The organism is Streptomyces sp. SCPE 10 (genome assembly GCF_051980735.1).
Classification (GTDB): Bacteria; Actinomycetota; Actinomycetes; order Streptomycetales; family Streptomycetaceae; genus Streptomyces; species Streptomyces misionensis.
This window is the reverse complement of record NZ_CP197069.1, coordinates 6,484,763-6,506,335: the sequence shown is the minus strand read 5'-3', so window position 1 is coordinate 6,506,335 and position 21,573 is coordinate 6,484,763. Positions and strand designations below refer to the sequence as shown.

At 73.2% G+C, this 21,573-nt stretch carries 20 protein-coding genes and 1 pseudogene; 12 read left to right on the top strand and 9 right to left on the bottom strand.

All coding sequences use genetic code 11. From position 1 onward, the window contains the following. Positions 1 to 27: 27 nt before the first annotated feature. Both ACSP97_RS29885 and ACSP97_RS29880 read left to right on the top strand, forming a co-directional pair. On the top strand, positions 28 to 1,206 hold the full coding sequence (locus ACSP97_RS29885; protein ID WP_440555129.1) for a saccharopine dehydrogenase family protein: 1,179 nt from the start codon (positions 28 to 30) through the stop codon (positions 1,204 to 1,206). 152 nt (positions 1,207 to 1,358) lie between these two features. Further along, the gene (locus ACSP97_RS29880) at positions 1,359 to 1,547 is read left to right on the top strand and encodes a hypothetical protein (RefSeq protein ID WP_355152005.1); all 189 of its coding nucleotides are present in this window, start codon (positions 1,359 to 1,361) and stop codon (positions 1,545 to 1,547) included. Here the strand turns inward: ACSP97_RS29880 and ACSP97_RS29875 are convergent. Continuing rightward, the gene (locus tag ACSP97_RS29875) at positions 1,511 to 2,245 is read right to left on the bottom strand and encodes an endonuclease V (RefSeq protein WP_358269617.1); all 735 of its coding nucleotides are present in this window, start codon (positions 2,243 to 2,245) and stop codon (positions 1,511 to 1,513) included. The two genes, ACSP97_RS29880 and ACSP97_RS29875, sit on opposite strands and share 37 nt — an antisense overlap. A 56-nt stretch (positions 2,246 to 2,301) precedes the next feature. Here ACSP97_RS29875 and ACSP97_RS29870 point away from each other — a divergent pair, with 56 nt between their 5' ends. Next, positions 2,302 to 2,598: a YciI family protein gene (locus ACSP97_RS29870; RefSeq protein WP_358269616.1), complete on the top strand. Its 297-nt coding sequence runs from the start codon at positions 2,302 to 2,304 to the stop codon at positions 2,596 to 2,598. Between the two features lie 23 nt (positions 2,599 to 2,621). On the opposite strand, the gene ACSP97_RS29865 is transcribed toward ACSP97_RS29870, so the two are convergent. Together ACSP97_RS29865 and ACSP97_RS29860 are read right to left on the bottom strand one after the other, a co-directional pair. Then, on the bottom strand, positions 2,622 to 2,960 hold the full coding sequence (locus ACSP97_RS29865; protein ID WP_146467289.1) for a plasmid stabilization protein: 339 nt from the start codon (positions 2,958 to 2,960) through the stop codon (positions 2,622 to 2,624). Between the two features lie 57 nt (positions 2,961 to 3,017). Beyond that, positions 3,018 to 4,124: a WD40/YVTN/BNR-like repeat-containing protein gene (locus ACSP97_RS29860; RefSeq protein WP_440555126.1), complete on the bottom strand. Its 1,107-nt coding sequence runs from the start codon at positions 4,122 to 4,124 to the stop codon at positions 3,018 to 3,020. Between the two features lie 218 nt (positions 4,125 to 4,342). On the opposite strand from ACSP97_RS29860, the gene ACSP97_RS29855 reads away from it, so the two are divergent. From ACSP97_RS29855 to ACSP97_RS29840, 4 genes are all read left to right on the top strand, one after another. Beyond that, entirely contained in the window at positions 4,343 to 4,759 is a 417-nt protein-coding gene (locus tag ACSP97_RS29855; RefSeq protein WP_355152009.1) for an SsgA family sporulation/cell division regulator, read from the top strand. A gap of 305 nt (positions 4,760 to 5,064) precedes the next feature. Next, positions 5,065 to 6,681 carry an ABC-F family ATP-binding cassette domain-containing protein gene (locus ACSP97_RS29850; protein WP_440555124.1) on the top strand — a complete coding sequence of 539 codons (1,617 nt, stop codon included), beginning with the start codon at positions 5,065 to 5,067 and terminating at the stop codon, positions 6,679 to 6,681. 395 nt (positions 6,682 to 7,076) lie between these two features. Next, the gene (gene ddaH / locus ACSP97_RS29845) at positions 7,077 to 7,853 is read left to right on the top strand and encodes a dimethylargininase (protein WP_355152011.1); all 777 of its coding nucleotides are present in this window, start codon (positions 7,077 to 7,079) and stop codon (positions 7,851 to 7,853) included. 227 nt (positions 7,854 to 8,080) lie between these two features. Then, a complete protein-coding gene (locus ACSP97_RS29840; protein WP_355152012.1) occupies positions 8,081 to 9,058 on the top strand; it encodes an acyl-ACP desaturase in 978 nt (325 codons plus the stop codon). Between the two features lie 86 nt (positions 9,059 to 9,144). On the opposite strand, the gene ACSP97_RS29835 is transcribed toward ACSP97_RS29840, so the two are convergent. Continuing rightward, the gene (locus ACSP97_RS29835) at positions 9,145 to 9,390 is read right to left on the bottom strand and encodes a WhiB family transcriptional regulator (protein ID WP_355152013.1); all 246 of its coding nucleotides are present in this window, start codon (positions 9,388 to 9,390) and stop codon (positions 9,145 to 9,147) included. A 265-nt stretch (positions 9,391 to 9,655) separates the two neighbouring features. Here ACSP97_RS29835 and ACSP97_RS29830 point away from each other — a divergent pair, with 265 nt between their 5' ends. Further along, the gene (locus ACSP97_RS29830; protein WP_355532313.1) at positions 9,656 to 10,435 is read left to right on the top strand and encodes a VOC family protein; all 780 of its coding nucleotides are present in this window, start codon (positions 9,656 to 9,658) and stop codon (positions 10,433 to 10,435) included. Positions 10,436 to 10,442: 7 nt separating this feature from the next. On the opposite strand, the gene ACSP97_RS29825 is transcribed toward ACSP97_RS29830, so the two are convergent. After that, positions 10,443 to 11,516 carry a LacI family DNA-binding transcriptional regulator gene (locus tag ACSP97_RS29825; RefSeq protein WP_355152015.1) on the bottom strand — a complete coding sequence of 358 codons (1,074 nt, stop codon included), beginning with the start codon at positions 11,514 to 11,516 and terminating at the stop codon, positions 10,443 to 10,445. A gap of 87 nt (positions 11,517 to 11,603) precedes the next feature. Beyond that, complete coding sequence (gene ligD, locus ACSP97_RS29820; protein WP_355152016.1) at positions 11,604 to 12,620, bottom strand: non-homologous end-joining DNA ligase; 1,017 nt, start codon at positions 12,618 to 12,620, stop codon at positions 11,604 to 11,606. Between the two features lie 74 nt (positions 12,621 to 12,694). Here ligD and ACSP97_RS29815 point away from each other — a divergent pair, with 74 nt between their 5' ends. Then, entirely contained in the window at positions 12,695 to 13,765 is a 1,071-nt protein-coding gene (locus ACSP97_RS29815) for an ATP-dependent DNA ligase (RefSeq protein WP_355152017.1), read from the top strand. 1 nt (position 13,766) lies between these two features. On the opposite strand, the gene ACSP97_RS29810 is transcribed toward ACSP97_RS29815, so the two are convergent. Then, a complete protein-coding gene (locus tag ACSP97_RS29810; protein ID WP_355152018.1) occupies positions 13,767 to 14,957 on the bottom strand; it encodes a zinc-dependent alcohol dehydrogenase in 1,191 nt (396 codons plus the stop codon). A gap of 178 nt (positions 14,958 to 15,135) precedes the next feature. On the opposite strand from ACSP97_RS29810, the gene ACSP97_RS29805 reads away from it, so the two are divergent. After that, positions 15,136 to 16,080: a DUF3048 domain-containing protein gene (locus tag ACSP97_RS29805; RefSeq protein WP_364729876.1), complete on the top strand. Its 945-nt coding sequence runs from the start codon at positions 15,136 to 15,138 to the stop codon at positions 16,078 to 16,080. 22 nt (positions 16,081 to 16,102) lie between these two features. Here the strand turns inward: ACSP97_RS29805 and ACSP97_RS29800 are convergent, their stop codons facing one another. Further along, positions 16,103 to 18,778, bottom strand: coding sequence for an ATP-binding protein (locus ACSP97_RS29800; protein ID WP_440555119.1), 2,676 nt, complete (start codon positions 18,776 to 18,778; stop codon positions 16,103 to 16,105). 321 nt (positions 18,779 to 19,099) lie between these two features. On the opposite strand from ACSP97_RS29800, the gene ACSP97_RS29795 reads away from it, so the two are divergent. Together ACSP97_RS29795 and ACSP97_RS29790 are read left to right on the top strand one after the other, a co-directional pair. Beyond that, complete coding sequence (locus ACSP97_RS29795) at positions 19,100 to 20,110, top strand: aldo/keto reductase (protein WP_440555117.1); 1,011 nt, start codon at positions 19,100 to 19,102, stop codon at positions 20,108 to 20,110. A 487-nt stretch (positions 20,111 to 20,597) separates the two neighbouring features. After that, positions 20,598 to 20,975 carry a nuclear transport factor 2 family protein gene (locus tag ACSP97_RS29790; protein WP_440555115.1) on the top strand — a complete coding sequence of 126 codons (378 nt, stop codon included), beginning with the start codon at positions 20,598 to 20,600 and terminating at the stop codon, positions 20,973 to 20,975. Between the two features lie 104 nt (positions 20,976 to 21,079). Here ACSP97_RS29790 and ACSP97_RS29785 read toward each other — a convergent pair. Next, positions 21,080 to 21,166 (bottom strand): annotated as a pseudogene (locus ACSP97_RS29785) (IS5/IS1182 family transposase); the annotation flags it as partial. Between the last annotated feature and the right edge of the window lie 407 nt (positions 21,167 to 21,573).

Sequence of the window (21,573 nt, the reverse complement as noted above, 5' to 3'; positions counted from 1 at the left end):
GCGCGGGCTGCACGACCAAGGGGTGGCATGAACGGACCGGACAGCACGGATCGTCCCTATGACCTGGTGCTCTACGGTGCCACCGGCTTCGTCGGCGCCCTGACCGCGCGGTATCTGGCCGCGCACGCGCCCAAGGAGCTGCGCTGGGCGGTGGCCGGCCGCGACGAGGCCAGGCTGCGGCGGCTGCGCGCGGCGCTGCCCGGCGGCGCGGACATCGGTGTGCTGCGCGCCGACGCGTCCGACCCGGCCGCCGTGCGCGAGCTGGCCGGGCGGGCGCGGGTGGTGGCCACCACCGTGGGCCCCTACCTGCGGTACGGCGAGGAACTGGTGGCCGCCTGCGCCGACACCGGGACCGACTATCTGGACCTCACCGGCGAGCCGGAGTTCGTGGACCTGGTGTACGTACGGCACGACGCCCGCGCGCGGGAGACCGGCGCGCGCCTGGTGCACGCCTGCGGCTTCGACTCCGTACCCCACGACCTGGGCGTGTACTTCACGGTGCGGCAGCTGCCCGAGGGCGTGCCGCTGCGGGTGGACGGCTATGTGACGGCCCACGCGGCCTTCTCCGGCGGCACCCTGGCCTCGGCGCTCGACCAGCTCGCGCGGGGACGGCGGTTGGCGGCCGCCGCCCGCGAACGGGCCCGGCACGAGCCCCGGTCGCCCGGGCGCCGGGTGAGCGCACCGACCGGGGCGCCGCGGTTCGCCCCGGAGGTCGGCGCGTGGGCGCTGCCGCTGCCCACCGTCGACCCGCGGATCGTGCGCCGTTCGGCGCGGGCCCTGGAGCGCTACGGCCCCGACTTCCGCTACCGGCACTTCGCCGCCGTCCGGCGTCTGCCGGTCGCGCTCGGCGGGGTCGCCGCCGTCGGCGCGCTCGCGGCGGCCTCCCAACTGCCGCCCGTCCGCCGCTGGTTGTCCGACCGGCTGCGGCCGGGTGAGGGGCCGAGCGCGCAGCGGCGGGCGAGGAGCTGGTTCAGGGTGCGCTTCGTCGGCGAGGGCGGCGGGCGCCGCGTCCTCACCGAGGTGGCGGGCGGCGACCCCGGCTACGACGAGACCGCGAAGATGTTCGCCGAGGCGGCGCTGTGCCTCGTCTTCGACGACCTCCCGCCGACGTCCGGCCAGGTGACCACGGCGCAGGCGATGGGCGACGCGCTCACCGGGCGGCTGCGGGCCGCGGGGATCGGGTTCCGGGTGGTGGCGCGGCGGTAGCCGGCCGGTGTGCCCGGCACCTCTACCCCGGTTTGAGACTTCCGGCCCGTGCGGGGCGAGCCTTCCGTGCCCGTCGTCGCCGAAGTCTCACAGGGCGCGTCAATGAGACGATGGAGACCTGGACCGGTGGAGCCCGAGGAGGCGCGGCAATCGTGAAGTTCGTGCTCGAAGTGACCGTGGACGAGAACGCCCCGGCTCGGGAGCGGGCCGCCGAACTGGGGCGGATCCTGCGCTACTGGGGCGGCAGTCTGCACCACTACCCGCTGGAGCCGGGCGACGGCTCGGCCGTGTACGACTCCGGGTATCAGGAGGTCGGCGCCTGGCGGGTCACCGCCTGCTGAGCGGCCGGAGCCGCCGTCGCCTCCCGCAGGGCCCGGCGGCACAGGGCGTCGGCGCGCCGGGTGGTCTCGGGGAGGCGGTAGGCCGGGGTGAGGGCCAGGGTGTGCGCCACGGCGTTGTCCAGGCTCACCCGGTGGCCGACCGAGACGAAGACCGGCTTGACCCGGTCCCGGGTGCGCAGAGCCCGGCCGACCTCCTCGGCGCCGGCGAGCAGCGGCGTGGAACTGCCCCGGGCGGCGGCGGGATCCTCGTGGGTGAAGGTGAACGGGTTCTTGGCGACGCCGATGGTGGGCAGGCCGGTGAGCACGCCGAGGTGGCTCGCCAGGCCGAAGCGGCGCGGGTGGGCCAGTCCGTAGCCGTCGCACACCACCAGGCCGGGTGGGCACGGCAGGGCGTCGAGGGCGGCCAGCACCGTGGGGATCTCCCGGAAGGCGAGCAGTCCGGGCACATAGGGGAAGGACACCGGGCCGACGGCGGTGGCCTCGGCCACCACCTCCAGGGTGGCGGCGTCCAGGACGACGGCCGCCGCCGCGACCAGGTCGCGCTCGTCGTCGTACGCCACGTCGACCCCGGTCACCCGGCCGCTACCGGGCGGCGGCCCCGGCTCGTCGAGCACCACCCGGTCCCGCAGCTCGTCCTGGACCGCGCGGGCCTCCTCCTCGGTCGCGGGCCGGGCCAGGGGTATGCCGGGGGTCGTCATGACGGCCGACTCTAGCGCCTGTCACCGGCGGCGAGCGCCGGGGTAGGCTCGCGATCATGTTCGTACTGGAACTGACCTACACCAAGCCCCTCGACGCCGTGGACGCCCTGCTCGCCGAGCACGTGGCGTGGCTGGAGGAGCAGTACGAGAAGGGCGTCTTCCTCGCCTCGGGCCGCAAGGTGCCGCGCGACGGCGGGGTGATCCTGGCCATGGCCGAGGACCGCGCCCGCGTCGAGGAGGTGGTGGCGAGCGACCCGTTCACCGTGGGCGGGGTGTGCACCTATCGGATCACCGAGTTCATCGCCACCAAGACGGCCCCGGAACTGGCCCGGTACCGGCAGACCCTCGGCTGAGCCGCCCTTCCCGGCTCCCGCCGTCAGCCCTTCTTGGACTTCAGCGCGCGCTGGAGCTCGTCCTTGTTCATGTGCGAGCGGCCCTCGATGCCGCGCTGCCTCGCCTCGTTGTACAGCTGGTCGCGGGTCGGGCCGTGGGAGCCGACCCGGTTGCCCGACCGCTGGCCGCCGCGCCTGCTGGACGACATGTCCTGCGTCGAGGTGCGGCTGGCGGTCTTCGACTCGCCGGCGCGGGCGCGTTCCTTGTTGACGGTCCGTGCGGCGATCTCCTTCGCGCGTCCCTCGCTCTCGCCCCGGTCCTGCGCGCTCTCCTTGATGTGCTCGTACTGCCGTTCGCGCTTGGGGCTGGAACCGGCTGGCATGATCGCTCCTTTCCGCTGTGACGCCGGCACGAGTACCCGGCTCGCGGTGCTCCTACCTCACCGTTCCAGCCGGGCCACCCTGCCCTGCTCGCCCGCCGCCCAGCAGCCGAGGTCGGGGGTGCAGGACACGGTGTCGTACGAGCCGGTGTCGATGGTGCGCCAGGTCCGGCCGCCGTCGATGGTCAGATCGGTGCCGGTGGGCCCGACGGCGAGCGCGGCCGAGCGGCTGTGCGGGAGCCAGGCGACCCCGGAGCGGTAGCCGGGCGGGGGCGTGGCGGCGGGCCGCCAGCTGCGGCCGCCGTCGGCGGTGACGGCGGCGGCCCGGGGCGAGGGCTGGTCCGCGCGGTAGTCGCCGCCGACCGCGAGGCCGTGGGCGCGGTCGCGGAACGCGAGGGCGAAGACGCCGCGGGCCGGATCGCCGGCCGGGACCGGGGTGTCGGCGGCGGTCCAGGTCAGGCCCCGGTCGGCGGAGTGCAGGACGCGGGCGCGGGCGCCGCCGCCGGTGGCCGCCCAGGCGTCCCTGCTGCCGGAGGTGACCAGGCACTGCCCGCTCGCCGCGAAGCCCGCCTCGCCGTCCAGGGCGGGCGGCATGCCGGACGCGGGCAGCAGCCGCCAGGAGCGGCCGCCGTCGTCGGTGGCGAGGACGCGGAACCTGCCGTCCACCGGGTCGCCCAGCGCGAGGCCGTGGCGGCGGTCGAAGAAGGCGAGGCAGTCGTAGAACGCGTTCGGGTCGGTGTTGCGGAAGGACTCGGTCCAGGTCGTCCCGCCGTCGTCGGTGCGGTACACCCGGGACGCCTCGCCCTCGCCGATGGCCAGCACCACCGCGTGCCGGGCGTCGAAGGCCTCGACGTCCCGGAACTCCAGGCCGCCCGCGCCGGGCGGGGAGACGTCGCGCCAGGTCGAGCCGCCGTCGCGGGTGAGCAGGACGGTGCCCGCGGTGCCGGCCAGCCAGGCGGTGCGCCGGTCCACGGCCGCGAGGCCCCGGAAGCGCACCCGCGGGGTGCCGGGGTTTTTCGCCGCCCAGTGCACGCCCTGCCGTCCCGGCTGCCCGAGGGCCTGCGCCGAGGGGACGGTCAGCGCGGCGAGCGCCGCCCCGCACGCGACCCCCGCCGCCACCAGCCTGCCCGTGCGTCGCGTGCGTCCCGTGCCCCGCGTGCTCCCCATGCGCCTCATGGCGGGCGAAGCTAGCCGACCGCCGGGACGCCGTCCAGAGGGCCGACTGCCGCGCGCCGCACGGCGGCGGCGTCCCGCCCGCCGTGTGCATGAACGCGGTGACCGAGGTCACTCGTACGTCAGGTGCACGCCCCGGCCGATTCCGTCGTCTCATCCAGTGCCGGGTGTCACACCAGGACGCAGTCCAGCCGTCACGAGGGAGCAAGGCGTTGTCCACCGTCATCGAGCAGCTCGTAGAGGCCCGTCTCGTCGCCGCCGCACCGCGCATGCCGAACATTCCCGCCACGCTGCGCTACGACCGCGGCGACCCGTTCGCCGTGCGGATGACCTTCCCGGCCCCGGCCACCCTGGAGGGGGTCGAAGTGTGCTGGACCTTCGCCCGCGAGCTGCTCGCCGCCGGGCTGGAGAGCCCCCAGGGGCACGGGGACGTACGGGTGCGGCCGTACGGCTACGACCGCGTCGTCCTGGAGTTCCACGCCCCGGAGGGCACCGCGGTCATCCATGTCCGCGCGGCCGAGATACGCCGGTTCCTGGAGGCCGCCGGCGAACTGGTGCCGGCCGGCCTCGAACACCTCCAGCTCGACCTGGACGGCGCGCTGGCGGACCTGATGCGGGACGCCCAGTAGCGGGAGCGGCCCGCCGTGGGGTGCGGTCGGCCGTGTCACCCGTAAATCGCGTTGACTGCCGTCCGGCCCGCTCCTACCGTTTACCTCGGTTCTGTTGCCGTCGATCGGAGAAGGACGTTGCTCGTCTGAGGTTCGGAGACACCGCGTCGCACCGGTGAGGTGCGCGTGGCGTACGACCTCGGCGTTCGAGCCGTCCTCCGGCACAGGGCCTTTTCTTCTGCACGGCCTCCGGATGGTCCCTCGGTTCCGCCTCGCGGTGTCCCGACACGCGCCCACCGAAACCGCGACCACCCCGCGAGGCATCCATGTCAGCTTCCCTCACCTGCACGTCCCTCTCCTTCGCCTGGCCCGACGGCACCACCGTGTTCGACGGACTCGACCTCGCCTTCGGCCCCGGCAGGACCGGGCTCGTCGGCGCCAACGGAACCGGCAAGTCGACCCTGTTGAAACTGCTGGCCGGTGAACTGGTCCCGGCCGACGGCACCGTCAGGGTCCAGGGCGAGATCGGCTACCTGCCGCAGAACGTCACCCTGGACACCGCCCTCCGCGTCGACCAGGCCCTCGGCATCGCCGGGCGCCGGGCCGCGCTGCACGCCATCGAGGCGGGCGACGCCTCCGAGGAGCACTTCGAGACCGTCGGCGACGACTGGGACGTGGAGGAGCGCGCCCTGGCCACCCTCGGCGAACTCGGCCTCGCACACATCGGGTTGGACCGCACCGTCGGCGAGGTGTCCGGCGGCGAGTCGGTGCTGCTGCGGCTGGCCGCGCTGCTGCTGCGCCGCCCGGACGTGCTGCTCCTGGACGAGCCCACCAACAACCTCGACCTGTACGCGCGCCGCCGCCTCCACCAGGCGGTCGCCGCCTGGCCCGGGGTGCTGGTCGTGGTCAGCCACGACCGCGAACTCCTCGACCTGGTCGACCAGATCGCGCAGCTGCGCGCCGGAGAGGTCGCCTGGTACGGCGGCAACTTCTCGGCGTACGAGCAGGCGCTGGCCGTCGAACAGGAGGCGGCCGAACGGATGATGCGGGTCGCCGAGGCCGACGTGCGCAGACAGAAACGCGAACTGGCGGCGGCACAGGTCAAGTTGGCCCGGCGCAAGCGGTACGGGCAGAAGATGTGGGATGCCAAGCGCGAGCCGAAGATCGTGATGGGCGCCCGTAAGCGCGCGGCGCAGGAGTCGGCGGGCAAGCACCGCATCATGCACGAGGAACGGCTCGCCGAGGCCCGCGAGCGCCTGGACGAGGCGGCGGACGCGGTGCGGGACGACGACGAGATCCGCGTCGAGCTGCCGTACACCGCCGTACCGCCCGGCCGTCAGGTGCTCACCCTGGAGGGCCTGGAGACGGTGTACGGGGCACGGGTCGAGGGGGTCCTCGATCTGCGCGGCCCGGAGCGGATCGCGCTGGTCGGCCGCAACGGCGCCGGGAAGACCACGCTGCTGCGGACGGTCGCCGGGGAGCTGGCGCCGGTGGCGGGCACGGCGACGGCGCACGTCCCGCTGCGGTTCCTGCCCCAGCGGCTGGACGTGCTGGACGACGAGCTGACGGTCGTCCAGAACGTGGCCCGGTTCGCGCCGGACGCCACCAACAACCGGATCCGCGCGCGGCTGGCCCGGTTCCTGTTCCGGGGCGCGCGCGCCGACCAGCGGGCGGGCACGCTGTCCGGCGGCGAGCGCTTCCGGGCCGCGCTGGCCGCGCTGATGCTCGCCGAACCGGCACCCCAGCTGCTCCTGCTGGACGAGCCGACCAACAACCTCGACCTGGCGAGCGTCCGGCAGCTGACCTCCGCCCTGGAGTCGTACGAGGGCGCGCTGCTGGTGGCGGGCCACGATCTGCCGTTCCTGGAGTCGATCGGCGTCACCCGGTGGCTGCTGATGGAGGACGGACGGCTGAGGGAGGTGGAGCCGGAAGAGGTCGGATAGCCCCGGCCCGGCCGCTCGGCGGGAGGGCCGCGACGGCAGCGGAGCGAGAGGGCGCCGGGCCAAGTCCGGGCGGACGGCGGGGGGGTGCCGGGGCGCCGCCGGGACACCGGGCCGCGAGAGGTCCGGTCCCCGGTGCGGAGGCGGCCCGTTCCCTCCCCCGGCGCCGAGGGTCGGCTGCCGGGCGTCACCGGCGTACGAGGCGGCCCGCCGCCCGGACCGGCGTCCCCGGCGGCGGCCGGATCGGCGGCCCGGTGGTCTTCGGGCCCGCGGGCCACGGGCCCAGGGGACGCCACCGCGGCGGCGGTTTTGTGCTGGGCCCGGCGGGCTGCATGATGACGGATCGGCGTCGGGCCAACCCGGCGCAGGCACTGTGTCCCCGATCGGAAAGGCCCGTCGTGCCCAGCAAGAAGGCCCTCGTTCGCCGTCCCGGCCCGCGTCTGGCCGACGGACTGGTCACGCACGTCGAGCGGGAGCCGGTCGACGTCGGGCGGGCGGTCGAGCAGTGGGAGGCGTACGTCGAGACGCTGCGGGCGCACGGCTGGGAGACCATCGAGGTCGAACCGGCCGACGACTGCCCGGACTCGGTGTTCGTGGAGGACACCGTCGTCGTCTTCCGCAACGTCGCGCTGATCACCCGGCCGGGCGCCGCCGCCCGGCGCCCGGAGACCGCCGGGGTGGAGGAGGCGGTGGCCGGCCTCGGCTGCTCGGTGAACTGGATATGGGAGCCGGCCACCCTGGACGGCGGCGACGTCCTGAAGGTCGGCGACACGCTCTACGTGGGCCGCAGTGGGCGCACCGACGCGGCCGGGGTGCAGCAGCTGCGGGCCGTGTTCGAGCCGTTGGGCGCCCGGGTGGTGGCCGTGCCGGTGAGCAAGGTGCTGCATCTGAAGTCGGCCGTGACCGCGCTGCCGGACGGCACCGTGCTCGGACACATCCCGAGGGTGGACCGGCCCTCGCTCTTCCCCGGGTTCCTCTCCGTGCCCGAGGAGTCCGGCGCGCAGGTGGTGCTGCTCGGCGGGCACAAGCTGCTGATGGCGGCGAGCGCCCCGCGGACCGCCGAGCTGCTGACCGACCTCGGCCACGAGGTGGTCACGGTGGACATCGGCGAGTTCGAGAAGCTGGAGGGCTCGGTGACCTGCCTCTCCGTGCGCCTGCGGGAGCTGTACGCCTGACCCGGTGACACCTTCCCGCCGACGGCCCCGGGAACGACGCGTCCCGGGGCCGTTCCGCATCCCCTGCCGGTGTGTCGTCGCCGCTGATCCGGGCGCCTTTACGGCGACTTAACCTACGGTTTCGTAACCTACGGTCTCGTAGCTTACGATCACGTAGGTTTTCCGGCACCGCTCGCCGGTACCCCCTTCTTGTACTCCCCTTTGTCCGTCGTCCCCCTGGAGTTCCCGTGACCATTGCCTCTTCCCGCCTCGACAGCCCGTCCGTCTGGACCGACACCCGGCTGCTGTACGCACTGGAGGAAGTGGTGGAAAGAGAGTTGAACCGGCATCTGCAGGTCGCGAAGGACTGGATGCCGCACGAGTACGTGCCCTGGGGCGACGGGCGCAACTTCCCGGCGTTCTTCGAGGACGGCCAGGAGTGGGCGAAGGACCAGTCCAAGGTGACGGACATCGGCCGTACCGCCCTGGTGGTCAACCTGCTGACCGAGGACAACCTGCCCAGCTACCACCACGAGATCGCCAGCCTCTTCGGCCGCGACGGCGCCTGGGGTACCTGGGTGCACCGGTGGACGGCCGAGGAGGGCCGGCACGGCATCGTGATGCGGGACTACCTGCTCGCCTCCCGCGCGGTGGACCCGGATCAGCTGGAGCGCTTCCGCATGGCGCACATGAGCGAGGGCTTCGAGTCCGACAACCGGCACTCGATGCTGCACTCGATCGCCTATGTCGCCTTCCAGGAGCTGGCCACCCGGATCTCGCACCGCAACACCGGCCACCAGTCCGGTGACCCGGTGTGCGACCGCATGCTCGCCCGGATCGCGACCGACGAGAACCTGCACATGGTGTTCTACCGCAATCTGCTCCAGGCGGCGTTCGAGCTCGCGCCCGACCCGACCATGCAGGCGGTGCGGGACGTGGTCGTCGGCTTCCGGATGCCCGGACACGGCATCCCCGGCTTCGAGCGGGCCGCCGCGCAGATGGCGATCGGCGAGGTCTACAACCTGCGCATCCACCACGACGACGTACTCCAGCCGGTGCTGCGCTACCTGAAGGTGCTGCAGCTCGACGGCCTCGGGCCGGAGGGGCGCCGGGCTCAGGAGGAACTGGCTCTGTTCATGGGCGGCCTGGACGCGGAGGCCGGCCGCTTCGACGAGAAGCTGGCGGCGCGCAAGGCACGGATGGCCGCGCGGGACGCGGGGCGCTGACCGCGCGGCGCGTACGGCGCTGACGGCACGGGCCCTGGTCGGTGGGGCGGGCCGCCGGGGGTGAGGGCAGTCAGCTGCGGGGGCGGTCAGCCCGAGGTGCGGCGCAGGGCCAGGCGCTCCTTCTCGGACAGGCCGCCCCAGACGCCGAAGCGTTCGTCGTTGGTCAGCGCGTAGTCCAGGCAGGCCGAGCGCAGGTCGCACATCCCGCAGATGCGCTTCGCCTCGCGCACCGAGCTGCCCGGCTCGGGAAAGAAGAAGTCCGGGCCGGTCTGCGCGCACAGGGCCTGCGCCTGCCAGGTCTCGTCGGCCGGGGTCATCGTGTCGAAGTGCATAGCCAGGATCGTGCCCCGCGGCGAAAAACGTTCGATCAACGCGCGCTCAACGCGGTCGCCGGGGCCTTTGGCCGACCCGATGATGCTCCCCGGTCGCGGGCGGGCGCACGGCGGCGCGCGGAAACATCGAAAACTCCGGGGACGGGCCCGGTCACCCCAGGTGAGGCGGCCCCGTGCGGCGGGTGGCGGTGCTCCGGCGGCGGCTGCCGGTGGGCGGTGCCAGACTCGGCAGTGCAGCGGACGGCACCCCTTCGAGGAGGGCTCCATGCTCACCACCGATTTCGTCGACGGCGCCCCGAACTGGCTCGACATCGGCGCGCCCGACATCGACGGCGCCCGCTCCTTCTACGGCGGCCTGTTCGGCTGGCGGTTCCGGTCGGCGGGACCGGACGCCGGCGGTTACGGCTTCTTCCAGCTGGACGGGCGGACCGTCGCCGGCGGCATGCAGACCGAGCCCGGGCAGGGCCCGCCGTCCTGGACGCTGTACTTCCGCAGCGAGGACGCGCGGGCCACCGCGAAGGCGGCCCAACAAGCGCATGGCAGGGTGCTGTTCGGGCCGGTCGACGTGATGGGCCAGGGGCACATGGCGGTCCTCGCCGACCAGGCGGGCGCGACGTTCGGGATCTGGCAGCCCGGCAGGACCAGCGGAGTGGACGTGGTGAACGCGCCGGGCGCGCTGCGCTGGGCGGAGCTGCACACCCCGGACATCGCGGCGGCGGCCGCCTTCTACCACCGCGTCCTTGGCCTGGAGACCTCCGGCGTGCCGTTCCCGGGCGGCACCTACACCTGCGTCAACCCGGGCGGCGCCGGGGAGGACGCGATGTTCGGCGGGATGGTGCCGCTGGCCCACCCGGAGGACGAGCCCTACTGGCTGCCGTACTTCGAGGTCGAGGACGCGGACGCCGTCGTGGCCGAGGCGCGGCGGCTCGGCGGCACGCTCGTGGTGCCGCCGGCCACGATCGAACGGGTGGGCCGCATGGCGACGCTCGCCGACCCGTACGGGGCGCGGTTCGCGGTGATCAAGAGCGCGGGGGCGCGGGAGTGAACGCCGGTCAGGCGGACGCGCGCCGTATCAGTGTGGTCGGCAGGATCACGCCGGACGGCGGGGCGTCCGGCCGGCCGCCGGCTCGGGCGGCGGCACCCGCGGCGGCGGTCCGGGTGGCGGCGCCGTCCAGCAGCAGCCGGGCCATCAGGCGGCCCATCCGTTCGATGTCCTGACGGACGGTGGTCAGGGGCGGGTGGGACTGCTCGGCGAGCGGCAGCATGTCGTCGAAGCCGACCACGGCCACGTCCTGCGGTACCCGCAGGCCCCGCTCCCGCAGGACGCGCAGGGCGCCCAGCGCGGAGAGGTCGTTCGCGGCGAACACGGCGTCCACGTCGGGGCGGCGGGCAAGGAGTTCCCGCATGGCCCGTTCCCCGCCGGCCGGGGTGAAGTCGCTCTCCACGACCAGCGCGGGATCGGCCCCGCCCGGCGTCTCGGCCATGACGTCCCGGTAGCCGTCGAGCCGGTCCACCGCCGAGGTCTGGTCCAGGGCGCCGGTGAGGTGCGCGATCCGGGTGCGGCCCAGGGCGGCGAGATGGCGTACGGCGGTCCGGGCGCCGCCCCGGTTGTCGCAGTCCACGTACACCGCCGGGCCGGTGCCGTCCCGCCAGCCCGGCCGGCCGCCGAACACGGTCGGCACCCCGGCGTCGTGGATCAGCCGGGGCAGCGGGTCGTCCAGGTGCAGGGAGAAGACCAGCGCCCCGTCGACATGGCCACCGGCGAGATACCGGGCCACCCTCGTGTGGTCGTCGCGGCCCTCGGTGAGCAGCAGCACCAACTGGTTGTCGTGGGCCGTCAGTTCCTTGCTGATGCCGCGCAGCTGGAGGGCGAAGAAGGGGTCGGTGAAGACGCGGGTCTCGGGTTCGGCGATGACGACCGCGACGGCGTCGTGCCGCTTGGTGACGAGACTGCGCGCCGCCTGGTTGGGGACGTAGCCCAGCTCCTCGACGGCCCGCCGGACCCGCTCGGCCAGCGGTTCCCGGACGCCGGACCCGCCGTTGACCACCCGCGACACGGTGGCCCTGGACACCCCGGCCCGCGCGGCCACGGCCTCCAGCGTGGGACGCGACACTGCCTCGGGCACAGGGGGACTCCTCATCGGCCGGCTGCCGACCAGGATAACGAGGCCCGCCTCACCGGGAGTCGATGGGGCCGCACCGGTCCGGGACCGTCAGGACGGCTCCCGGCGGGCCCGGCTCGGCTGGACGCGTTTGGGTTCGCCGGGCATCTTCGGGTACTCCGGCGGATACGGCAGGTCGCCGAGACCGTGGTCGTGCTCGTCGCGGCGGGCCAGCTCCAGCAACGCCTCCAGCGAATGGGCCTGTTCCTCCATGCCGGCGTGCACGTCGCCGAGTTCCTCGAACCGGGCCGGCATGGTGGCGAGGTCGAAGTCGGCGGGTTGCACGGAGTCGATCTCGTCCCAGCGCAGCGGTGCGGAGACCGTGGCCCGCGGGCGGGGCCGTACCGAGTAGGCGGAGGCGATGGTGCGGTCGCGTGCGGTCTGGTTGTAGTCGAGGAAGATGCGCTTGCCGCGCTCCTCCTTCCACCACTTGATGGTGACCTGCTCGGGCATCCGCCGTTCCATCTCCCGGCCGACGGCGATCGCGGCACGCCGTACCTGGGTGAAGGTCCAGCGCGGTTCGATGGGCACGAAGACGTGCAGGCCCCGGCCGCCGGAGGTCTTGGGCCAGCCGCGCAGCCCGCCGAACTCGTCGAGTACGGCGCGCAGTTCATGGGCGGCGCGGACGGCGTCGGCGAAGTCGGTGCCCGGCTGCGGGTCGAGGTCGATGCGCAGTTCGTCGGGGTGGTCGACGTCGCCGGCCCGCACCGGCCAGGGATGGAAGGTGAGGGTGCCGTACTGGGCGGCCCACACCACCGCGGCCTGTTCGGTGGGGCACATCTCGTCGGCGCTGCGGCCGCTCGGGAAGGTGATGTGCGCGGTCGGGATCCAGTCGGGCATGCTCTTGGGGGCGCGTTTCTGGAAGAACCACTCGCCCTCGATGCCGTCCGGGTAGCGCTCCAGGGTGGTGGGGCGCTCGCGCAGCGCGCGCAGGATGCCGGGGCCGACCGCGATGTAGTACCGCGCGAGGTCCAGCTTGGTGAATCCCCGCTCCGGGAAGAACACCTTGTCCGGGCTGGACAGCCGTACGGTCCGCCCGGCCACCTCCAGTTCCACCGCATCAGCCATGCGGCCACCGTAGGCGCCGCCCGCGCGGCTCGCACACCGGGCGCGCGCGGGCGTGCGCGAGCAGAATCGAAGCCATGGAGCTGCCCGTCATGCCGCCCGTGAAGCCGATGCTCGCCAAGCCGGTGGCGAGGATCCCGCCGGGCATGCACTACGAGGCCAAGTGGGACGGGTTCCGCTCCATCGTGTTCCGCGACGGTGCCGAGGTCGAGCTGGGCAGCCGCACCGGCAAGACGCTGACCAGGTACTTCCCCGAACTGGTCGAGGCGTTGCGGGAGCGGGTGCCGCCCCGGTGCGTGCTCGACGGGGAGATCGTGATCGCCCGTGGGGGGCGGCTGGACTTCGACGCGCTGACCGAGCGGATCCACCCGGCCGCCTCCCGGGTGCGGATGCTCGCCGAGAAGACCCCGGCCTCGTTCGTCGCCTTCGATCTGCTGGCGCTGGACGACCGGGCCCTGCTCGACGTGCCGCTCACCGACCGCCGGGCCCTGCTGGAGGGGGCCCTCGCCGAAGTCGCCGCGCCGGTGCACCTGGCGCCCGCGACCACGGACCTGGCGGTGGCCGAGCAGTGGTTCGAGCAGTTCGAGGGGGCCGGTCTCGACGGGATCGTGGCCAAGCCGCTCGACCTGCGCTACCGGCAGGACGAACGGGCCATGTTCAAGATCAAGCACGAGCGGACCGCGGACGTCGTGGTGGCCGGGTACCGCCTGCACAAGAGCGGCCCGGTGGTGGGCTCGCTGCTGCTGGGCCTGTACGACGACGGGGGCCGGCTCCAGCATGTGGGCGTGTCGGCCGCCTTCCCCATGAAGCGGCGCGCCGAACTGGTCGAGGAGCTGGCGCCGCTGCGGATGGACGACGTCGCCGGGCATCCGTGGGCGGCCTGGTCCGAGGAGGCCGCCCACGAGACCGCCCGGCTGCCGGGGGCGCCGAGCCGCTGGTCCGGGAAGAAGGACCTGTCCTGGGTGCCGTTGCGCCCGGAGCGGGTGGCCGAGGTCGCCTACGACCACATGGAGAACGGGCAGCGTTTCCGGCACACCGCCCGTTTCCGCCGCTGGCGACCCGACCGCACCCCCGAAGGCTGCACCTACGCCCAGTTGGCGGAGCCGGTGCGGTACGACCTCGGGGAGATCCTCGGCGAGAAGGGCTGAGCTACGGCTTCATGAGGATCTTGACCGCGCCGTCCTGCTTGCGCTGGAACATCTCGTAGGCGTGGGGCGCCTCGGACAGCGGCACCCGGTGCGTGGCGAAGTCCTCGACGCCGAGCGGGTCCTCGTCGGTGAGGTACGGCATGATCTGGTCGCTCCAGCGGCGCACGTTGGCCTGCCCCATGCGCAGCTGGATCTGCTTGTCGAACAGGGTGAGCAGCGGCATCGGGTCGGCCATGCCGCCGTAGACGCCGCTGAGCGAGATGGTGCCGCCGCGCCGTACCAGGTCGATGGCCATGTAGAGGGCGCCGAGCCGGTCGACGCTGAAGCGTTCGGCGAAGGGCGCGGAGATCTTGCGCGGCAGCAGGGCGGTGGCCTGCTGGGCGAGCTTCGCGGCGGCGCTGCCGTGCGCCTCGGTGCCGACGGCGTCGATCACCGCGTCCGGACCCCGGCCGCCCGTCGCCTCCTGGATGGCGTGGATCAGCGTCTTCTCGTCGTCGAAGGCCCTGAGGTCGTACGTCTTCACGCCCCGCCGGTTCGCCCGCGCGAGCCGTTCGGGCACCAGGTCGATGCCGAAGACCTGTTCCGCGCCGCGCGCCAGGGCGATCCGGCAGCTCATGTCGCCGATCGGGCCGAGGCCGAGGACCGCGACGCTGCCGCCGGGCGGGACGGACGCGTACTCGACGGCCTGCCAGGCGGTGGGCAGCACGTCGGAGAGGTAGACGAAGCGGTCGTCCGGCGGGCCCTCGGGCACCTTCATCGGGCCGAACTGCGCCTGCGGCACCCGCAGATACTCGGCCTGGGCGCCGGGCACCGCGCCGTACAGGCGGGTGTAGCCGAACAGGGCTGCGCCCATGCCCTCGCCGGTGACCTGGGTGGTCTCGCACTGGGTGGGCAGCCCGGTGTCGCACATGAAGCAGTGCCCGCAGGCGATCTGGAACGGCACCACGACACGGTCGCCGGGCCGCAGGTTCGTCACCTCCGAGCCCACCTCCTCCACGATGCCCATGGGCTCGTGGCCGAGGATGTCCCCCGGGGTCATGAACGGGGTGAGCACTTCGTACAGATGCAGGTCCGAGCCGCACAGCCCGCTGGAGGTCACGCGGATGACGGCGTCCGTGGGTTCCTCGATCCTCGGATCGGGCACGTCCTCCACCCGCACGTCCCGCTTGCCCTGCCAGGTGACTGCCTTCATGAGGTCGCGCTCCCTTGGGTCGCATCGGTACACACCGATGTATCCGTTTTGCGGTGGCCCCCGGGTACCCGTGGGTCACCGCACCGAACCTCCTGGTGGGCGCGGTGCGGGTGCGTGGCGGGGCGCGTCCGGGTATGACCGGTGTGCGCACGGGTCCGGTCGGCGAACGGGGGCGGGCATGGGTGGCAGACACGGTGCGGTCAGGGGCGCGGCAGCGGTGTTCGCCCTGGTCTGCGCCCTCGTGTCGGGGTGCGGTGGGCACGGCCGCGGCCCGGTCCCGACGCCGCCCCCGACCGCCACCGCCGCGGCCGGTTCCCCGCTCGCCGTGAAGATCGACAATGTGCCGGGGGCGCGCCCGCAGACCGGGCTGGACGCGGCCGACGTGGTGTACGCGGAGCAGGTCGAGGGCGGCCTGAGCCGGCTGATGGCGGTGTACGCGAGCCGGTTCCCGCCGGTCGTCGGGCCGGTGCGCAGCGCCCGGGAGTCCGATCTGGAGCTGCTCGGCCAGTTCCACCGGCCGTATCTGGCCTTCTCCGGGGCCCAGCGCAGACTGCTGCCGCTGATCGACCGGGCGCCGCTGCGGCCGGAGTCCGCCGACCGGGTCCCGGCCGCCTACTACCGGGGCGGCGGCCGGGCGGCGCCGCACAACCTCTTCCTGCGCCCGGCGCGCCTGGTGTCCTCCGCGCCGGGCAGGGGCGCGCTGACCACGGGTTTCCGCTACGGCCCGACCCCGACCGGCGGCACCCCGGCGGCCTCGCGCACGGTGCGCTACCCGCAGGCCCGGTTCACCTTCACCTGGTCCGCCGTCCGGCACGGCTGGCTGATCGCCATGGACGGCACACCCACGACCACCACGGACGGGCCGCGCCCGGCCCCGCCGACCGTCGTCGTCCAGTACGTCACCGTCCGCGACTCCGCGTACCACGACGTCCTCGGCAACCCCACCCCCTACACGCAGACCGTCGGCAGCGGGAAGGCGGAGGTGCTGCGCGACGGACGCTCCTATGCCGCCACCTGGTCACGGCCCGCGGCGAGCGGCGGTACGACGTTCACCGGGGCGGACGGCGGACCGCTGGAGTTCGCCGAGGGGCAGGTGTGGGTGGTGTTCGCGCGGGCGCGCTGAACGGCCGTACGGTCCGCGTCCGTCATCTGAGCCCTTGCGCTGTCAGCGCCTCGCTCGCCTGGGCCGCCAGCCCGTCGGCCCCGCAGGAGCGGGCCAGGTCGAGGCCGCGGCGCAGATCGGCGGCGGAGCGGGCGAGGATGCCGTGTTCGATGCGGGCGGCCGCGTGTTCGTACTGGGAGGGCGAGGCCTCCAGATAGGCGACGGCGCGAGCGGCCAACTCCGCTGCGCGGCGACCGGTTTCGAGGGCGGCCGCACAGCGCAGGGCCTCGCCGATGGCGGTGTCGGTGCCGAACCGCTCGGCCTGCCGGCGGGCGTCGGCGGCGAGCCGGGCGGCGCGGGCCGGGTCCCGTCCCGCGAGGGCCCTGGCGAGGTCGACCGACCACGGCGCGAGCACGGGGTTGTGGCCGCCCCGGGAGACGGCGGTCTTCTCGGCGGCCTCCAGCTCGTTGATCCCCTCCTCGGTGCGGCCTACCGCGAGGAGCAGCCGACCGCGTACACAGCGCACGTCCGGCAGGACGATGGTGGAGGGGTAGGGCGGGGCGAAGCCGTACTGCTCGGCGACCGACCAGGCCTCCTCCGCCCGGCCGCGGGCGAGCAGGGTGTCGACCAGCCCGCAGGTGGCCGACCAGTGCAACGGCAGGCGGCGGCCGACGCGTTCGGCGAGCACGAGGGCCTCGCGCAGATGGTCCTCGGCGTCCCTGAGGCGGCCCTGTCTGCGGTAGGCGAGCCCCAGATAGGCGTTGGCCAGGGAGAGGTGGCCGCCGTGCCAGCCGGCGCCGGTGTAGACCCGCAGCGCCTCGGCGAACAGGCTCTCGGCGCGGTCGAGCCGGTCGGTGTACACGTAGGCGCTGCCGAGCATCATCAGCAGCTCGATGCCCCATTCCCGGTCGGTCCAGCCGAGTCCGGGCGCGAGCCGACCGTTGACCAGGGCCCGGTCGCACAGTTCGAGGATCTCGGCGGCGCTCTCGCCGTGGGTCATGGCGTCGAAGCCGCGCAGGATCAGCAGGGCGCGCTCGGTGTTGTCGCGGCCGGTGCAGGTGCCGGCGAGTTCGGCGAGGCTGCGGGAGCGGGCCGGGGCGACGGTCTCGCCGTGGATGCCCTCCCACATGTACTGGAAGGCCTGCAACCGCATGCGGACCGGGCCGGACTCGTGCCGGGCGGCCTCGGCCTCGATGGTGCGGACGGCCTCTTCGAGCTGGTCGTTGTGGAGCAGTGCCTGGGACAGCCGGACCACGGCGTCGACGCGGTCGCGGCCGTCGAGTCCGCGCATGCCGAGGGCGCTGCGCAGGTGGCCGATGGTGACGGCGGGCGCGGTGAGCAGGGTGGCGCAGCCGAGTTCGTACAGGACGTGGGCGTGGATCTCGGGCCGGGGCGGTTCCTCCAGGGCGCGTTCGAGGCAGCGGCGGGCCGCGTCGGGCGCGCCGACGGCGAGGTGTTCGCGGGCGGCCTCGCGGAGCTGTTCGACCAGTTCCTCGTCGTCGTCCGGGTGGACCTCCAGGAGGTGCCGGGCCGCCTCGGCGGCGCCGCGGCCCATCTCGGTGACGATGTCGGCGGCGACGCCGTGCATGGCGGTGCACACGGCCGGCGGGATGGAGTCGTAGACGGCGGAGGCGATCAGCGGGTGCACGAACTCCAGCTCGCCGCCGCGGTGTTCGCCCGCCGGATCGGGGACGGCGAGGATGCGGGCCGTGCACAGCAGGGCGGCGCAGTGCCGGGCGGTGTCCTCGTCCATGGTGGCGAGGCGGGCGACCGACTCCAGGGTGATGCGGGTGCCGAGGACGGCGGCGGCCCAGGCGAACCGGGTCGCCTCCGGGCCGAGTTCCTTGATCCGGTCGACCAGTCCGCCGCCGCGCCCGGCGCGGTTGAGGGCGCGCAGTTCACCGGCCCGGGCCTCCACCGGCGACAGTTCGCTGTCCCGGACCTTGGCGAGGAGTTCGACGGTGTCGTAGGGGTTGCCCGCGGTGACGGCCCAGACCTCGCGGCAGAACGCGTCGTCGGCGTGCCGGCCCAGGGTGGCGCGGGTGAGTCCGGCCGCGGCGTCCGGGGTGAGGGCGCGCAGGTTGTTGACGGAGCGGCCCGCGGCGGCGGCGACCGTGTCGAGGTGGCGGGCGCCGTCCCCGCCGATCTCGCCGGGCCTGCGGGCGACCACCACGAGGACGGACAGGTCGTCGAGGCGTTCGGCGAACGCGGCGAGCCAGCGCAGGGTCTCCTGGTCGGCCCAGTGCGCGTCGTCGACGAGCAGCACGAGCGGGTATTCGCGGCGGGCCAGCCGGCGCACGGCGGCGACGAGGCCGTCGCACACGTACTGCGGGTCGGCGCTCTCCTCCTGCGGTTCGGTTATGCCGAGGGCGGGCCCCGCGATGTCGTACCAGTCGCCGAGGTACTCGCGGGCCTCCTCGGGCAGCAGGGACAGCAGGGCGGGTTGCAGCAACTGCCGTACGACGTTGAAGGGTACGGATCTCAGGGTCTCGGCGCCGCGCGCGTACCACACGGTGCAGTTGCGGCTCTCGGCCATGCGGCGGGTCTCGGCCAGCAGCGCGGTCTTGCCGAGGCCGGCCTCGCCGCGGAAGACCAGCAGGCTGCCCGCGGATTCCCGGTCGGCAAGCAGCTCGTCGATGGCCCGTGCGACGGTGGCGAGCTCCGCCTCCCGCTCCCACAGGGAAGCCGCGGCGGCCGCCGACGGCCGTCCCTCCGTCATCCCGTTACCTCCCCAGGTCGCCCGAATGACGTACAGACCCCGAGCGTAGCCGTCCGGTGGGACATGTGGTGGCGGCTCGGGGCAGCTGTTGCCCCGCCGGGTGAAAGCGCGGGCGGACAGGCGACGCGGGCCCGCCCCGATCAGGGGCGTCAGCCGACGGAGCGTCAACGGCGGCCGGGAACAGACGGATTCCGGACAATCGCGCGGGGCCGGGGTCGGGGTCGGGGCCGGAGTCCGAGGGGTGCGGGTGCCCCACGCCTCCGGATTCCGGACCGAGGCGTGGTTGCGTTGGAGCGCACTCCAATTCCTAGGTTCGCAGCCATGCGATACATCAGACTCGGAACGACCGGCCTGCAAGTCTCCGCCATCGCCCTCGGCTGCATGAGCTTCGGCGAACCGGACCGGGGCGGCGAACCCTGGTCGCTGGGCGCGGGCGCCGGCCGGGACATCATCAAGCAGGCCCTCGAGAGCGGCGTCAACTTCCTGGACACGGCCAACGGGTACAGCGCCGGAAGCAGCGAGGAGATCGTCGGCCAGGCGGTCAAGGACTTCACCCGGCGCGAGGAGGTCGTCCTCTCCACCAAGGTCTGGATGCGGATGCGTCCCGGCCCGAACGGAGCCGGGCTGTCCCGCAAGGCGATCTTCGCCGAGCTCGACGCCTCCCTGAAGCGACTGGGGACCGACTACATCGACCTTTACCAGATCCACCGCTGGGACTACGACACCCCGATCGAGGAAACCCTCGAGGCGCTGCACGACGTGGTCAAGTCCGGGAAGGTCCGCTACCTCGGAGCCTCTTCCATGCACGCCTGGCAGTTCGCCAAGGCCCTGTACCTGGCCGACCTGAACGGCTGGACCCGGTTCGTGTCGATGCAGGACCACTACAACCTCATCCACCGGGAAGCGGAGCGGGAGATGCTTCCGCTCTGCGTCGACCAGGGCATCGGCGTGATCCCCTGGAGCCCGCTGGCGCGCGGCAGGCTGACGCGGCCCCAGGGCACCGCCACGACGCGCGCCGCAACCGACCCGGGCGGCGAGATCCTCTACCGCGACGAGGACCAGGCGGTGGCCGAGCGCGTCCACGAGATCGCGGGCAAGCGGGGCCTGTCCCCGGCCCAGGTCGCCCTGGCCTGGGTCATGCGCAACCCGGCGGTGACCTCACCCGTCGTCGGGGTCACCAAGCCGTCCCAACTGGCCGACGCGGTCGCCGCGGTGGACGTCGTACTCGACGAGGACGAGGCCGCCTACCTGGAGGAGCCCTACCAGCCGCACCAGGCCGCCTACCTGGAGGAGTCCTTCTACAAGCGGCAACCCCCGGCGGGCTCCCGCTGACCCGGGCCACGGCCGGGCCTGCGACGGGTCCCTTGGGGCCACTTCCACCGGTGGCGGTAGTCGTACCCCTTGCCTGCGGGCAAGTCGGCGCCGGAGATGCCCTGCGACAGCGGCACGCCGTCCCGGTCGATGGTGAGGCGGGATGCCCCCCGCGGGGGCGTCCTGCTCACCGCGCCGGCGGGCAGCGCGCGGATCACGCGGTCGCGCGCGACCACCCGCAGCACCGCCGGGCCGGCCACAAGGTGTGAAGCCGAGGCCAGAAGAGCTGTCCCGTAAGCCGTGCTTCGGCTGAAGGCGCAGGTAGACAAGTCGGTGGCAGGCTGACCGCCGGTAAGGGACGATCACGACGTGCACGGCCGTGCTCTTGTCGTATGCGCCCGAACGCATGGAGCGGTGCGATGCCGTGCTGACGTCGTATCAATGCTCGGCCTGGCGCTTCCACACCGGGCCAGAGAGGACGCGTGTGTCGCTCACTCTTGGAGATCGCTTGGCCATCACCGAACTGGTCTCGCTGCATGGTCATCTTGTTGACGACGGAAGCCTTGACCGGCTGGAGGAGTTGTTCACCGCCGATGCGGTCTACGACCTCACCGACTTCGGCCAGGAGCCGCTGTCCGGGGTGGCAGCCATCCGAGAAGCGGCATGGGCGCTGGGAGCGGCCAACCCTGTCGCGCACCATGTCACCAATGTCGTCGTAACCGCTTGGGCGGAGGACCGGGTGCAGGTCCGTTCCAAGGGGCTGGGCATCAAGGCGGACGGCTCCTGCGGTTCCGTCTCCTACGACGACACCGTCGTGCGAACCGCTGACGGCTGGCGGATCAGCCATCGCAAGCTCTCGCCGCGCCGCACCCCTTGGGCGGGATGACAAAGCCCGGCTGACCAGGCACGTCCCGCCTGGTCCTCACCGGTGAGGACGACATTGTGCAGGCGGGCGATGCCGAGCATGGCGTGGTAGGCACCGTCGCCTCAGGGGCCGCCAACGGCGACGACGAGCCGGGTGTCGGCGTCGATGACGACCTGGTGGTTGGTGGAGTACCGATAGTTCTTCGACTGCTGCTCACCATCCCAGGGGGGCGAGCTAATCAAAGCGGAAGCAGATCGTCACGGGGAATTTGGCTGACCACTTGTTCGTGGACTCGTCGTACCCGCGAACATATCCGTTGTTCGGGCCGCTACAGGGAGCGTGGAGGCGCGTATTGACGTTGACCCAGCCCCCGGCGAGACTCGGGTTTCCCCGGGCCACCACCCACCTCTTGAAATACACAGTGCCACTGTTGTGTTTCACCATCACGAAGACATGGCGGCCGAGGGTGAAGCAGCCACCCTGTATCTTCAGATCGCCGTCAAAGGCGTAGGCCGACACCCAAGGCGGAGTGGGCGCGCAATTTACTGCGGATACCGCATTGTGGGCGCGCGCGGGTATTGCCTGCGCCGATGTCACACCAGGAGCAGCGAGGCTGATG